The sequence below is a fragment of the Streptomyces sp. NPDC047525 genome (genome assembly GCF_040643025.1).
In the GTDB taxonomy this organism is placed as follows: Bacteria; Actinomycetota; Actinomycetes; order Streptomycetales; family Streptomycetaceae; genus Streptomyces; species Streptomyces durmitorensis.
Window position 1 is genome coordinate 544,554 of the sequence record NZ_JBEYTL010000005.1, and the last position, 14,734, is coordinate 559,287.

At 72.9% G+C, this 14,734-nt stretch carries 7 protein-coding genes; 4 read left to right on the plus strand and 3 right to left on the minus strand.

Features of this window, described 5'->3' with window-relative positions; genetic code table 11:
* Nucleotides 1-80: 80 nt before the first annotated feature.
* Nucleotides 81-1,253, minus strand: a complete 1,173-nt coding sequence (locus tag ABZ833_RS17905; RefSeq protein ID WP_361047361.1) for an acyltransferase — start codon at nt 1,251-1,253, stop codon at nt 81-83.
* Nucleotides 1,250-3,001, minus strand: coding sequence for a hypothetical protein (locus tag ABZ833_RS17910; protein WP_361047364.1), 1,752 nt, complete (start codon nt 2,999-3,001; stop codon nt 1,250-1,252). Before ABZ833_RS17910 ends, ABZ833_RS17905 begins: the two co-directional genes overlap by 4 nt.
* A gap of 156 nt (nt 3,002-3,157) precedes the next feature.
* Here ABZ833_RS17910 and ABZ833_RS17915 point away from each other — a divergent pair, with 156 nt between their 5' ends.
* Nucleotides 3,158-4,147, plus strand: a complete 990-nt coding sequence (locus ABZ833_RS17915) for a hypothetical protein (RefSeq protein ID WP_361047366.1) — start codon at nt 3,158-3,160, stop codon at nt 4,145-4,147.
* Nucleotides 4,144-6,978, plus strand: coding sequence for a stealth conserved region 3 domain-containing protein (locus ABZ833_RS17920; RefSeq protein WP_361047369.1), 2,835 nt, complete (start codon nt 4,144-4,146; stop codon nt 6,976-6,978). The genes ABZ833_RS17915 and ABZ833_RS17920 overlap by 4 nt, the downstream gene beginning before the upstream one ends.
* Nucleotides 6,979-6,982: 4 nt before the next feature.
* Here ABZ833_RS17920 and ABZ833_RS17925 read toward each other — a convergent pair whose 3' ends face one another.
* Nucleotides 6,983-9,079, minus strand: a complete 2,097-nt coding sequence (locus ABZ833_RS17925) for a CDP-glycerol:glycerophosphate glycerophosphotransferase (RefSeq protein WP_361047372.1) — start codon at nt 9,077-9,079, stop codon at nt 6,983-6,985.
* Nucleotides 9,080-9,248: 169 nt separating this feature from the next.
* Here ABZ833_RS17925 and ABZ833_RS17930 point away from each other — a divergent pair, with 169 nt between their 5' ends.
* Nucleotides 9,249-13,109: a CDP-glycerol glycerophosphotransferase family protein gene (locus ABZ833_RS17930; RefSeq protein WP_361047374.1), complete on the plus strand. Its 3,861-nt coding sequence runs from the start codon at nt 9,249-9,251 to the stop codon at nt 13,107-13,109.
* A 2-nt stretch (nt 13,110-13,111) separates the two neighbouring features.
* Nucleotides 13,112-14,698 (plus strand): hypothetical protein, encoded by a 1,587-nt coding sequence (locus tag ABZ833_RS17935; RefSeq protein WP_361047550.1) that lies wholly within the window; start codon nt 13,112-13,114, stop codon nt 14,696-14,698.
* Nucleotides 14,699-14,734 lie beyond the last annotated feature (36 nt).

Consider the following 14,734-nt stretch of genomic DNA (forward strand, 5'->3'; position numbering starts at 1 on the left):
GATCTCCTCCAAAACATCCAGCACAGGCTCTTCTACGCGTTGCTCGCGTTCAACGTGTATCGACACAAAGGGTCACGCGCTCAACTCGCCTCCGAGGACGCGCTTTTACCGCTCCACCTGCGCGGAGTGCGCCGCGCGCACCACTTCCTCGCCGGTTCCTCGACGTACGTGAACAGCGCCCAGGACAGGACGACCACGGTGACCGCGACGCCCAGGAGCGTGAACACCGCGGAGTTGCCGGGCTGCGGGCGGCCCCAGGTGTCGAGGATCAGCCGGTTGAGGGTCTGGTGCAGCAGATAGAAGGCGTACGACCAGAGCCCGAGCAGCACCATCGGGCGCGAGCAGAGCCAGCCCCGGTGTCCGGTCAGCTCGCGCTGGACGTAGGCGACGATGAACAGGACGGAGAAGAGGGCGGCGAACGGCCGCAGGGTCCAGGCGAGTTGGTCGGCGATGTACGGGCCGAACCAGGCGGTGCGGTGGAAGTAGAGGACGGCGTACGCGGCGAGGCAGGCAAGGACCGCCGCCGGACCGATGCGGAAGCGGTGGCCCCGGCGCAGGGCGAGCGCGCAGACCATCCCGACGCCGAACTCGGGGAGCCGGCTCACCGGGTTGCGCATGATCCACTCGGTGGCGAAGGGCGAGAGGTGGGTGGCCGTCCACCACTTGAGCAGCCACATGGCGACGAGTCCGGCGGCGGCGAGCAGGGCCAGGGTGCGGGTGCGCAGACGCAGGGCGCCACGGATGGCGAACGGGAAGAGGAGATAGAAGAAGGCCTCGACGCTGAGCGTCCAGGCGACGCCGTTGCCGGGGAACATCGGGACGACACCGGGGAACCACGTCTGCACGAGCAGCAGCGAGGCGACGAAGCTGAAGGCGTCCGTCGGCACACCGGCCCAGAGGTAGAAGACCCAGATGCAGGGCAGGGTCGCGACCAGGTGGGCGGGCCAGATGCGGCCGAACCTGCGCCAGTAGAAGAGGCGGGCGAGCGTGCCGGGGCGGTGCCCCCAGGTGAGCAGGAACCCGGAGAGCACGAAGAAGAACCCCACGCCGTTCGCGCCGAGCGTCGAGTACGGGAAGAGCAGCGGCGCGTGGGCGACGCCGCCCTGCGCGCTGAGACCGGTGAAGTGGTGCACGAACACCGCGAAGGCGGCGAGGAAGCGCATCCCGGTGAGGGAGTCGACGCGGGGCGCGGTGTCGGCGGCGGTGGGGAGCTCGGGGCGGGTGCGCGTCTGGCGCGGCAGAGCCGTCGTCATGCCGGGGACCCCTCTCCCGCGCGCAGCGCGGGGCCGCAGCCCGCCGGGCGCATCTCGGCGACCATGACGTCCAGGACCGGTCGCACCCGCTCGCGCAGTGCGGTGATCCGGGCCGGGTTGCGTACGGCGTCGGCCCGGACGAAGTCGCCGCCTTCGCCCTCGCGGTAGAGCGGGACGTAACCGGCGGCTGCCAGGCGGGGGACGGTCAGGCCCGTCTTGCGCGTCCAGGCGGCGTGCACGTGGAGCAGTTCGGGGCGCACGTCGTTCAGTACGTAGTCGCGCAGCCTTGCCGTGTCGGCGGCCGCGTACGCCTCGGCCACGCGGCGGTCGGTCAGACCCGCGACGTCCACGACGCGCAGCCGCGAGGTGAGCAGGGTGCCACCCAGGTCGGGCAGGGCGACGGTGGCGTCGCGCAGACCCAGATATGCGGCGTACGCGTTGAAGGTGTGGCCGTAGCGCTCGGCCACGAAGCACATGGACAGGGTCGGGCGCTGGACGAACCTGCCGTTCTGCGCGGCCTGTCCGGTGACCGAGAGCAGCAGGGCGCCCGCGAGGGCGCAGCCGATGAGCACGCGTGCGCGGAGGCGTTCGGCCTGCCAGACGGTGACGGCGGCCAGGGCGAGTGCCGTCGCGGCGAGCACCCACACCGGGGTGGCGAAGCGGTACAGGGCCATCCAGTCCCGGCCGAGCACGCCGTACGCGAACAGGGTCAGGGCGAGGGGGACGAGCAGCGCCGCCAGGGCTCTGCGGGCCGGTCCCGGGCGGGCGAGTCCGGGGCGGGCCAGCGCGATGCCGACGCAGGCCGCGCCGATCAGGGCGAGCGCCCAGCCTCCGTAGCTCAACAGCTCGCCCGCCGAGGACAGTTGGGCGAGGCCCGGTGGCTTCTGGGCCTTGGCCACCGCGGTGTTCGGGACCCAGAGCCCGAAGGTCGCCCTGCGCCACAGCAGGAACGCCGCGTACGGCAGCGCGAACGTGCCGCAGCTCAGCGCCGCCGCCCGCGCTGCCCGCGCGAGGCCGTCCCGGCGCAGGAAGAGCAGCGCGGTCACCGGGTAGGCCGCCGCGAGGACCGCGCCGTCCGGCCGGGTCAGCGCGGCGAGCAGGGCGACGGCTCCCGCGCTCGCGGCGACGGCGGGCCGCAGCAGGGCGCCGCGCACGGCTCCCCGGACGAGCAGCGCTCCGGTCGCGGCGGCGGTCAGCGCGTACAGCGGGTTCTCCAGGCCCGAGAAGGACCACGCCACGTACGACAGGTTTCCGGCGAGGACGACGCCGGTCAGCAGGGTCACCGCCCAGGCCCGCCCCGGCAGCACGGCGCGGGCCGCCGCGGCCACGCAGGCGAGCACGCCCGCCGTGCAGAGCAGCGCGAGGGCCTTGGGGTAGAGCACCAGGTCGCTGACGCCGAGGAGTGCGCCGTGGTCGAAGAGGCCGAGCCTGCGGCCGATGAGGAGCAGGGCGAGCCAGGAGGGGTTGGAGTATCCCTCGACGGGGTCGGCGCCCGGCTGCTGCACGGGGCCGAGGCCCTCGTCGATGCTGCGGGCGTAGGCGAAGGTGATGGCGGCGTCGTCGACGATCCACTGGCCCAGCGTGCTCGCGCGCCAGGCGATCAGGACGGTCGCGAGGGCCACGGCCGCCGGGTCGGCCCAGCGGCGGCACAGGGCCGCGACGCCCGGGGTAGGGGCCGAAGAGGGGGCTTCGGCCGGTGGTGCGGATGATTCCTTACGGCGCTGGAACTGCGCGAGAGAAATGATCATTAAGGGGGCTAACCGCCCCATACCGCCCGAGGTCACGCTCCCGTCCGCCAGGCGGGTGACCCGTGCGCGGCCACACCCCCCGGCGGAGCGAACAACAGGCCGCGCGGGAACGAACAACAGGCAAAGTGGCCCAATGCACCACATTGGGTTCACGCCATGACCCCGGCCCTGCCGCCCGCCGCCCGGCGGCTCATCGCCACCGTCAGGTCCACCCGCTTCCGCGCGGAACGCGCCGCCGCGGGCCGGGTCGGCGGCGGGGCGCAGACGCTCCTGGCGCCCGTGCATCTGTCGATCCGGGACAGCCGGACACTCAACGTCGCATGCGCCGTCATCGCCGACGAGCAGGTCGAGCGGGCCCACCTGCTCGTCTCGCGCGGGCACCGCCGGTTCCGGATCCCGCTCGCCTTCGAGCAGCACGCCCACGGCGGCCTGCTCCTGTCCGGGACCGCCACCTTGCGCGACGCGCGCGATGTGCCCGACGTACGCGACGAGCCGGACACCCCTGGCCATCCGCGCCTCGGCGAAGGCGTCTGGCGGCTCACGGTCGTCACCGCCGACGCCCGCGGACGCGTCCTGCGGCGCGGCATCGGCATCGAGGCGGACACCGAACCGCCGCCCACGCCCACCCTCCACCACGCCCCCGACCCCCGCACCGGCACGCTCATCCGCGTCGTCCGGTGCCGCAGCGGGCGCGCGGTGCTCCAGGTGACGCGGTCCCGGCCCCGCGCCGAGCTCACCCGGTTCGTGCCCGGCGGCGACGGCATCACCGTGCACGGGCGGCTCGTCATGACGGGTGCGCGGCGGCGGTGGCGGGCCAAGGCCGTGCGGCGGCGTGACGGGGTCACCGTGCCCGTCGGGGCGGTGTGGGAGGGCCCCGAGTTCAGCTTCCGGCTGCCCCTCGGCGAGATGGCGGGAGCGAGCCCCGGCCAGTGGGTGTGGGACTTCCACGTGGAGTCGGACAGCCGTGCCGCCACACTCCCCCTGGGCCGCTGGCTCTCCGACGTGCGCGACCCCTCGGCCGCCTACCCCACCCCCTTCCGCGTCTTCGCCCTGCCGAGCGGCGCCCTGGTCCGGGCCCACGCCCACTTCACCAAGTCCGGTGGCTTCGCGCTGACGTGCTGGGACATCTCGAAGGAGACCTCATGAAGATCACGTACCTCCTCGGCTGGGGCGACGAGATGGGCGGCACCGAGCTGGCCACCTACACCCAGGCGCAGCACCTCGCGGACCGGCACGACGTCGAGGTCATCTCCGTCTTCCGGACCCGGCCCGAACCCTTCTTCCCCGAGGCCCGCAGCCTCCCCGTCCGCTATCTCGTCGACCGCACCGCCTCGCCCGAGCGTCCGGTGCGCGCCTCGCGCCTGGACGAGGCCGCCTGCCGCACCCTCGCCGCCCTGCCCAGCGAACTGATCAAGCCCGCCTGGGAGTCCGCCTTCGACCGGCTCTCCGACGTCGAGATGGCCGCCGCCCTGACCACCCTGGACACCGACGTCCTGGTCACCACGACGCCCGCCCTGATGGCCGCCGCCGTCGGGCTCGTCCCGGCCAGGGTCGTCACCGTGCACCAGGAGCACCGCCCCACGCAGCGCCGCGGCCCCTCCGGCGAGCCCCTGCTCCTGCACGCGCCGCGCCTGGACGCCCTGGTCACCCTCACCGAGCGCACCCGCGACTGGATCGCGGAGTCCCTCGGCGCCACCGCCCCCGAGCTCGCGGTCATCCCGAACGCCGTGCCCGACGGCTTCCGGCCGCGCGCCGACGGCGAGAGCAAGGTCATCGTCATGGCCGCGCGCCTCACCGGCGAGAAGCGCGTCGACCACGCAGTGCGGGCCTTCGCCGAGGTCGCCGACGCCTATCCCGACTGGACCCTGCGCGTCTTCGGCGGCGGTCACCGCGAGCAGCATCTGCGCCGTCTGGTCGACGGCTTCGGGCTCCAGGACCGCGTCGAACTCCTCGGCCCCTGCCAGGACATGGCCGCCGAGTGGGCCAAGGCGGGGCTCACCCTGATGACCGCGGGGCACAACGAGGCGTTCCCGCTCGTGCTGCTCGAAGCGCTCGCCGCGGGTGTGCCCGTCGTCGCGTACGACGTCCTGACCGGGCCCGCCGAGATCGTCAGGCACCGCGTCGACGGACTGCTCGTACCGCCCGGCGAGATCCACGAACTGGCCGCCGCCATGAGCGAGTTGATGGGCGACCCCGAGACGCGGCGCGGCTACGCGCACGCCGCCCGCGAAGGCGTCTACGCCCGCTTCTCCTCCACCGACGTCACCGCCCGCTGGCAGGAGCTGTACTCCCGTCTCCTGGCCCGGCGCGACGCCCCCGAACGGCTCGACGGCCGCGCGGACCGGGTGGCGCTCGGCGTCGCGTCCGGCGGCAGCGGCTTCCGCCCGACCACGCCGTACACGCTGAACGCCGAGCCCGCCGCCGATGAGCGCGCCCGCGAGGACGAGATCGCCGCCGCCGACACCAGCGGCCTCGTCATCCGCTCGGTGGGCCGGCTCGCCGAGCGCCGTGACGACGTCCTCGCGCCCGACATGACCGACTGGAACCTCGAACTCACCGCCACCGCACTGGAGTCGGAGGACATCCCCTACGTCCTGGTCCGCACGTCCGGCACCACGCACACCCTCGCCGTGGCCGACGACGAGCGCGACGGTGCACTCAAGGCGCTCGCCGAGTCCCTGCACGGGCAGCCCGTCTACGCGGAGCTGATCAACCCGCGGGACGCCGCCCCCGGGGTCGTGCTCGCCGAGCGGCTCGACGGCATCGGCGAGGTCGCGGGCGTCAAGGTCTTCAAGCCGGTGACCACGACGACGCTCTCCCTGCGGCACGGCGTCGGACAGTCCTGCACGGTGGCGTTCTGGCCGCGGACCGCAGACGACGGGGCCGGCGGGAGCGACGCCCGGCGCGCGCCCTTCGGCACCACCCTCGCCGGATCCGAGCTGCCCTCCCTCTCCCCCACGGCGACCCTCCGCATCGCCGACCGCACGTACCCGACACTCGACGTCTTCGCCCAACTCCTCGTCGGCGACGTGGACTTCCCCGTCGACGCGGTCTACACCTGGGTCGACGACGCCGACCCCGAGTGGCGCGCCCGCCGCGCGGCGGCCCTCGGCGGCCCCGACGACGACACGTCGCCCGACCACGGCGCCGTCCGCTTCCGCAACCGCGACGAGCTGCGCTACTCGATGCGCTCGCTCGCGATGTACGCGCCCTGGATCCGGCACATCTACCTCGTCACGGCGGGCCAGACCCCCTCCTGGCTCAACGCCGCCCACCCCGACGTCACGGTGATCGACCACCGCGATCTCTTCGCCGACCCGGACTCCGCGCTCCCGACCTTCAACTCCCACTCCATCGAGAGCCAACTGCACCGCATCGAGGGCCTGTCGGAGCACTTCCTCTACCTCAACGACGACATGTTCCTCGGCCGCCCCACCACCCCGGACACGTTCTTCCACAGCTCGGGCATCTCGCGCTTCTTCTGGTCGTCGGCGTCCGTGCCCGCGCTGCCCGTCTCACCGGACGACGAGGGCTATCTGGCCGCGGCGAAGAACAACCGGGCCCTGCTGGAGCGGGAGTTCGGCAGGACCACGACGCACAGCTTCTTCCACGCGCCCTACGCCCTGCACCGCAGCGTCCTCGCGGAGCTCACCGAGCGGTTCCCCGAAGAGCTCGAGGCCACCGCCCGCAGCCGCTTCCGCTCGAACAGCGACCTCGCCCTGGTGTCGTCCCTGCACCACCACTACGCGTACCTCACGGGGCGTGCCGTGCCGGCGGGCATCGCGTACGACTTCGTGGACATCGGAAGGCGCGAGGACCACGCGCGCCTGGGCCAGCTGCTCCAGGGCCGCAACAAGACGGCGTTCTGCATCGGCGAGTCCCCCGACAGCGATCTCGCCGACGAGGAGATGGCCCTGGCCATCCGCTCGTTCCTGGCGGCGTACTTCCCGGTCCGCTCCCCCTACGAGCGGGGCTGACCGGCTACGACCGGGACTGACCGTCCAGGAAGAGCCGCCGCACCACCCGCTCGGCGGCGCCCCCGTCGTCGTACGGACAGAACCGCGCCCGGAAGGCCTTGCGTAGATCCGCCGCTTCGGGCGCGTCCCACTCCCCGCAGCGGAAGAGCCCGGCGAGCTCGTCCTCGGTGGTGGCCACGGCCCCCGGCGTCTCACCCGGGCGCCCGGAGAGCAGGTCGAAGTAGGTGCCGCGCGCCATGCGGTAGGCCTGCCAGTCGGGGGCGTACGTCACGATCGGGCGGTCCAGGCAGGCGTAGTCGAACATCAGCGACGAGTAGTCCGTGACGAGGGCGTCGGCGGCCAGGCAGAGGTCCTCCACGCGCGCGTGGCCGGTGACGTCGACGAGCTGCGGGTGGGCGCGCAGGCCCGCGTCGGCGCCGTAGAAGTAGTGGGCGCGCACGAGCACGACGTACGAAGGGCCCAGTGCGCTCACGAAGCGCTCCAGGTCCACGCGGGGCAGGAAACCCTTCTGGTAGTCGCGGTGGGTGGGCGCGTAGAGCAGGACCGTCCGGCCGTCCGCGACGCCCAACTCCTCGCGGATCCTGCGGACTTCGGCTTGGCTCGCCGTGAAATAGACGTCGTTGCGCGGGTAGCCCGCCTCCAGGGCCTGGTAGGCCGTCGAGGGGTAGACCCGCTCCCAGACCTCCGTGGAGTGCGGGTTCGCGGAGAGGCTGAGGTCCCACTGGTCGGTGTGGTCGAGGACCTTCTGGAAGCTGATGCCGTGCGTGCCCGCGGGGTAGCGGCGCTGGTCGAGGCCCATCTTCTTGAGCGGGGTCCCGTGGTGGGTCTGGAGGTAGACCTGGCCGGGGCGCTTGGTGAAGCCGCCGGGGAAGCTGGAGTTGTTGATCAGGTACGTCGCCCTGGCCATCGCCTGCCAGTAGCGCCGCGAGCCCTCGACGACGTACTCGACTCCGGCCGGTACGCGGTGCTTGTGCCGGGAGGAGACCACCCACACGCCCCGGATGTGCGGGGCGAGTTCGCGGGCCTTGGCGTGGATGGCGGCCGGGTTGCAGGAGATCCCGCGGTTCCAGTAGGCGCCGTAGACCGCGAGGTGGGGGTCGAGGGGGCGGCGCAGGTCGGCGCGGTAGGCGACGCGCATGGCGCGGGCGCGCAGCTTCTTCTTCTGCTCCTTGAGCCTGCGGGTGACGCCCGTTCTGCGAGTCCGGCTCTTGCGCTGCGCCTCATAGGAGGCGTACGAGGCGGTGGCGAGGGCCTTCGCCCCGGGAGTGGGCGCCGGGCCCGCCGGTCCGTAGGTCCGGTAGAGGCGTGCCGCCCCGCGGAAGAAGTCGCGCCGGTCGCGCGGCGCGATGCGCCCGGCGTCGTCGAGCACCGCGAGCAGATGTGCGGCCGCGTGCGGGACGAGCCGGGCGCGGTCGGCCGGGTCCGCGCCGGCGAGCAGCTCCTCGTACCGCCCGATGACCGCGAAGTGCTCCCGGCCCGGCGACGTGGCGAAGCTGCCGCCGCGCCGCTCGCGCCAGCGGACGCAGGCCTTGTCGAGGACGGCGGTGCGCGCGCCGGGCGTCAGGGTCGCGCGCCGCACCGGCACCACGTCCTCGTAGGGGCCGTCGCTGAACGCGAGGCGGCGCTCCTGCCAGAAGCCGCGCCTGAAGACGCGGTTCCAGGCGGCGACGGTGACGGCCAGCTGGTCCCCCGCCAGGTCGTCGCCGCCCGCGCGCACGCTCTCCCACCAGTCGACGCGGTCGTGGCCGAAGACGAGGACGTCCGGGTCGTCCGCCGCGTCGAGGGCCTGCGCGATCGACTCCAGGGCGCCCGGCAGGAGCAGGTCGTCGCCGTCGAGGAAGAGGAGGTAGGTCCCGGTGGCGCGGTCCGCGCCGATGTTGCGGGCGGGACCCGCACCCGAGTGCGCGGGGACGCGGACGAGTTGCACGCGCGGGTCGCGCTCCGCACACTCCGCGGCGATCGCGGCGGACGCGTCCGGTGACGCGTCGTCCACGACGATCAGCTCCAGATCGGCGCGGCTCTGGTCGAGCACGGAGTCCAGGCATTCCCTCAGGTAGCCCTGGACGCGATGGGCGGGGACGACAACCGAGAAGCGCGACATGAACACCGACCGTAGCCAGCCGGGCACGCCCTGTCGAAGACCGCGCCTCACTCATTGGGATGAAGCGAGGCAAAGAAATTGACCGGAAGGGGCAAAAGGGATGAATAAGCCCGTACTCCCATGATTCTCCCCACTCCCATGACTGGGAGCGTATGAAAGGCCGGTCGCCGTGCAGCCCCGTCTCAGCGTCGTCGTGCCCATCTACAACGTCGAAGAGTTTCTGGAGGAGTGCCTGGAGTCGATCGCCGGGCAGACCATGGCCGACCTGGAGGCCGTGCTCGTCGACGACGGCTCGACGGACGGCAGCCCGCGGATCGCACGTGAGTTCGCGGCGAAGGATCCGAGGTTCGTCTATGTGCGCCAGCCGAACGCGGGGCTCAGCGCGGCCCGCAACACCGGGGTCCGGCACGCGACCCCGACCGCCGAGTACCTGACCTTCGTCGACAGCGACGACGTCGTGCCGCACGACGCGTACGCGCGGATGACCGCGAGCCTCGACTCGACCGGATCCGACTTCGCGAGCGGCAACGTCTGGCGCCTGAACGAGCGCGGACGCCAGCAGGCCTGGCAGTACAAGTGGCTCACCGAGCCGCGCTCGCGCACTCACATCAGCCGCGACCTGGAGCTGCTCGCCGACCGCGTCGCCTGGAACAAGGTCTTCCGGCGCGCCTTCTGGGACCGGCACGGCTTCACCTTCCCCGAGGGCAAGCTCTACGAGGACACGCCCGTCATGATCCCGGCGCACTTCCTCGCGGGCTCCGTGGACGTGCTCAGCGACCACGTCTACTACTGGCGGGTGCGCGAGGGCTCGATCACCCGGCGCCGCACCGACGTGAAGGGCGTGCGCGACCGGATCTCGGCGTGCGCGCACGTCAGCGCGTTCCTCGCCGAGCACGCGCCCGAGATGCGGGGGACGTACGACACGTCCTGCCTGCGCGACGACTTCGTGTACTTCCTGGAGGGCCTGCCGATGGGCGGGCCCGAGTACCGCGCGACCTTCATGAAGGGCGCCGCCGCGTTCCTGCGGCGCGCGGATCCGGGGGTCGTCGCCGGGCTTCCGGTGTCCCTGCGCGTGAAATGGCATCTCGTGCGCGAGGGGCGCACCGCCGACCTGATCGACCTGCTCACCTTCGAGCAGCGCAACAAGAACGCCTTCCACGTCCGCGGGGTGGTGCGGCGCAGTGCCACCTACCCGCGGAGCTCGGGCGGTCACATCCGCGTCCCGCAGGAGCTGGCGCGGCTCGGGCGGGGCGAGCTGCCCGTCATCTCCCGTGTGCGGGAGGCCAGTTGGGGCGCGGACGGGCTGCTGCGGATCAGCGGATACGCGTACGTGCGCAACCTGGAGGCGACGCGGCCCGGCCACTCCATCAAGGCGGCCATCCTCAAGTCCGCCCACAGCCGGGCCCAGTTGAGGAAGATCCCCACCCGGACCGTCGCCGCGCCGCAGGCCACCGAGAACTCCCAGCAGCAGCTGCACTGTTACGACCTCTCCGGGTTCGAGCTGACCATCGACCCCGAGCAGCTGAAGACCGGCGGCCGGTGGCGGCCGGGCAACTGGCTGCTCGGCGTGGTCGTCGCGGGCCACGGTTCGGTGCGGCGGGCCGCGGTCCGCCCCCTGGACGGATCGTCCACCCAGTCCGTCGTACGCGAACTGGGCGACGGGCTCCGCCTGGTCCTCGGCTACAGCAAGGGCCGCCTGGTGCTGAAGATCCAGGACTACGTGGCGCGGGTCGACGCCCATCACCGGGACGGCGACGAGATGGTCCTCGGCGGCCATCTGCCGAGCCACCTGCGCCCGACCGCCCTGCGTCTGACGCACAAGCACTCGTCGGCGGAGTTCGACTACCCCGTGGCGCTGCCCGGCGACGACCGCTTCGACGTGCGCGTGCGCCTCGCGGACCTGGAGGGCATCGCGCCGACACCGCACCTGGCCCCCAAGGAGGTCGAGCCCCCGCACGGCGACCGCTGGCAGGCCAACCTGGTCCTGCCGGACGGCAAGCTGAAGTCCCTCGCGGCGGTCCTCGACCTGCCGCCGGGCCGCTACGCATCGCGCGAGGGCGGCCGCGAGCTGTGCGCGTCGGCGAACGACCAGGGCCAGCTCGTCATCGAACTGACCCGGCAGCCGATCGCCGACCGGGTGGCGTGGAGCGCGGACGGCACGCTGACGATCGAGGGCACGGTGTCCGACGCGAGCTGGGACGCGGCGGAACTGGTGCTCCGGCACAGCGGCAGGGACGAGGAACTGACGGTGCCGGTGGAGCGCACCGCAGGGCGCTTCCGGGGGGTGGTGGCGCCCGGGGGCGGGGTGCTGCGGGAGGGCCGGTGGTACGCGTTCCTGCGGGAGACCGGGGACGCGGGGCACGGCGAGTCACGCGCGGGTACGGCGCCGGGGCGAGGCGGGACGGTCCGCGGGGACGCGGGCGCGGACAAGAGCACTGCGGGGCAGGCCACCGCGGCAGCCGAAGTCCCGACGGACGGACACACCGCCCCAGCGCACGAGAGCCCGAGCGGGACCGCGACCGCACAGAGCCGTGCGACACCGCACAGAGAGACGGCCGCAGGCGCGGACAAGAGCACTGCGGGGCAGATCACCGCGACAGCCGAAGGCACGCAGAGCCATGCGGCACCGCGCGGGGACGTGGCCGGGGACGTGGCCGTGCGGGGCAGGACTCGGCAGCCGGACGCGGGCGTCGGCGCGGCGACTCCCGGTGGTCCGCGAGGCGGGGGCGGCTCCCATGCCGCCTATGCCGCCCACGGCGAGGACGGCATGCCCGTGCGGCTGCTCGCCTCCGTCTCCGCCGCCTTTCCGCTCCACCGGACCGTGGAGGGGCGGGAGTTCACCGTCGACCGGCGGTTCGGGGACCGGCTGCTGCTCGAAGCGGGGTCCGTGCTCGCCCGCGGTGAGCGAGGGGCCTACCGGCGGCACCGGCTGCGCACCGCGCACTATCCGAGCCGGCGCACGCAGCCGCTTCGCGACGCGGTGCTCTACTTCGACGGGGACTCGCCGCGCGCGGTCCACGAGGAGCTGGTGCGGCGCGGCGCGGACGTCGAGCACCTGTGGGTGACGCAGGACCAGCAGACGAAGGTGCCCGACGGGGCGAAGGGCGTGGAGGAGCACAGCGCCGCCTGGTACGAGGCGCTAGCCCGCTGCCGGCGCATCGTCACCGCGGGCCATCTGCCCGACTTCTTCGAGCGGCGGGACGGGCAGACCGTCGTACAGACCTGGAACGGGGCACCCCTCAAGCGCATCGGCACCGACCTCACCGACACCCTCTACGCCGACCACGGCCACCTCGACGTCCTGCCCAAGCTCTCCCGCCAGTGGGACGTGCTCGTGTCGCCGAACCGTTTCTCGACGCCTCACCTGGGGCGCGCCCTCGCCTACGAGGGTGAGGTGATGGAAGCGGGCTCGCCCCGCAACGACGTCCTCTTCTCCGAGGACCGCGGCAAGGTCGCCGAACGCGTCCGCCGCGAGCTGGGCATCGACCCCGGCAAGCGGGTCATCCTGTACGCGCCGACCTACCGGGACCACCTCGCCTACTCCCCCGGCCGCTTCCGCTACGAACCCGCGCTCGACCTCGCCGCGGCGCGGGACGTCCTCGGCGACGACCACGTCCTGCTCGTGCGCAAGCATCCGCTGACGGCGGGCCGCCTGCCCGGGGCCGGCGCGCCGTTCGTACGCGATGTGTCGTCCCACCCCCGCACGGCCGAACTCCTGCTGATCTCGGACGTGTTGGTGACGGATTACTCCTCCCTGATGTTCGACTTCGCGCACACGGGGCGTCCGATGCTCTTCCACGCCTACGACCTGGAGCACTACCGCGACACGGTCCGCGGCTTCTACCTCGACTTCGAGACCAGCGCGCCGGGCCCGCTGCTCGCCTCCACCGGCGAGGTCGTCGAGGCGCTGCGCGACCTGGACTCCATCACGGCCCGGCACGCGGAGGCGTACGCGGCGTTCCGCGAGGCCTACTGCGACCTGGACGACGGGCGGGCGTCGGCCCGCGTCGCGGAGAGGCTCATGCGATGAGCATGGCGACGCGGGGAGCGGGCCTCCTCACGCGCCGCCGGGTCCACGGCGCGACGGCCCTGCACAGGCGCAGGCGGTGGCGGCCGAGCCCGTACGTCGTGTTCGGCGGTCTGTTCTGGATCGTCATGTCGCTCGCCTTCTGGCGGGTGCCGATGTGCTGCGACTTCGGGCAGCACGCGGCGGTCGTGGAGCGGCTCAAGGACAACCTGCTGCACCCGCGCCACCCGATGGCGGACCTGCCGGGCGCGGGCAGCCCGTACTACTCGCCGTACGCGGTGGCGCAGGGCGTCTTCGCGCGGGCGTCGGGCCTCGCGGGCTGGGAGGTCGTGAAGCTGGCGGGGCCGCTGAACCTGCTCGTGCTGCTCACGGGCCTCGGCCGGTTCGTGAAGGTCCTGACGCCCCGTCAATGGGCGCCGGTCCTCGCCCTGTTCGCGATGGTGGTGCTCTGGGGCACGCGGATGGCGTGGTGGAGCGGCTACCTCGGTCTGATGTCGATGACGGGGAACCTCGCCTACCCGTCGACGTTCGCGATCGGCCTGGCGTTCTGGGCGTGGGCCTGGGCGGGTTCGCTCGCGCGGTCGCCTCGCGGCGCCGGGGCGTACGCGGGTCTCGGCGTGCTGTGCGGGGTGATCCTGCTCGTCCATCCCATCTCGTCCGTGGCGGCGGTGATCGGAGTGGTGGCGTTCGCGGCCTCGGCCGAGCGCCCCTTGCCCGCGCTGTGGAAGTGGGCGGTGACCGCCGTGACGGCGGCGGTGATCGCGGCGAGCTGGCCCTACTACTCGGTCTTCTCCCTCGTCGGCGACGAGAGCGTCGACTGGATCCACCGGCAGCTCTACACCGAGATGCCGCAGAGGTTCTGGCTCGCGCTGCTCGGCCTGCCCGCCCTCGCACTGAGGTTCCGCGGGAACCGCCGCGATCCGCTGGTCCTGATGTTCGCCCTGGACTGCGCGGTCGTGGCCTACGGCTGGCTCAGCGGCCACTACACGTACGGCCGCATCCTGGGCCTGACCCTCGTCCCCCTCCAGTTCGCCCTCGCGATCGAGCTCGCGGCGCCCCGCCCCTGGCGCCGGTGGCGCATGGCTCTTGGGGGCGTGGCGGCCACCGGAGCGGCCATCGGCTTCTTCACGCTCCAGGCGGGCGCGGTCGTGCCGCGCGCCCTTGACCCGGTGGGCTTCGACCAGCCGCCGCGCTGGCCCGGCTACGGCTGGGCGGTGAGCCAGATGCGCAAGGGCGACGTCGTCCTGACCAACGGCTACTACCCCACCCGGTCCGTCCCCGCGTACGGCGCCAACCTCGTCGCCCCCGCCTGGCCGGACGCCTCCCTGGCCGAGGACACGCGCAACCGCCGCCTCCAGGAGGTGCGCGACTACCTCTCCCCCGATTCGACCCGCGCCGAACGCACGCGGATCGTGCGCCGCCACCACGTGCGCTGGCTGCTGCTCTCGCCCAACCAGAAGGTGCCGAAGGAGGCGGTCGTGGTGGCGTGGGGACCGCGGACGGGCGAGGTGCTCGCGCGGGTGAGCGGCGGGAATGCGAAGGCGAGCGGCGGGCACACGAACCGACGGGAGACCGGGAACACGAACCAGTAAAAGACCCCCTAATCGGATAATTACTGGCAACCTCTA

Bases quoted from the DNA above. Each gene is read 5' to 3' on its own strand.
- ABZ833_RS17905 (WP_361047361.1), bottom strand. From the start codon at position 1,253: ATGACGACGGCTCTGCCGCGCCAGACGCGCACCCGCCCCGAGCTCCCC.
- ABZ833_RS17910 (WP_361047364.1), bottom strand. From the start codon at position 3,001: ATGATCATTTCTCTCGCGCAGTTCCAGCGCCGTAAGGAATCATCCGCA.
- ABZ833_RS17915 (WP_361047366.1), top strand. From the start codon at position 3,158: ATGACCCCGGCCCTGCCGCCCGCCGCCCGGCGGCTCATCGCCACCGTC.
- ABZ833_RS17920 (WP_361047369.1), top strand. From the start codon at position 4,144: ATGAAGATCACGTACCTCCTCGGCTGGGGCGACGAGATGGGCGGCACC.
- ABZ833_RS17925 (WP_361047372.1), bottom strand. From the start codon at position 9,079: ATGTCGCGCTTCTCGGTTGTCGTCCCCGCCCATCGCGTCCAGGGCTAC.
- ABZ833_RS17935 (WP_361047550.1), top strand. From the start codon at position 13,112: ATGGCGACGCGGGGAGCGGGCCTCCTCACGCGCCGCCGGGTCCACGGC.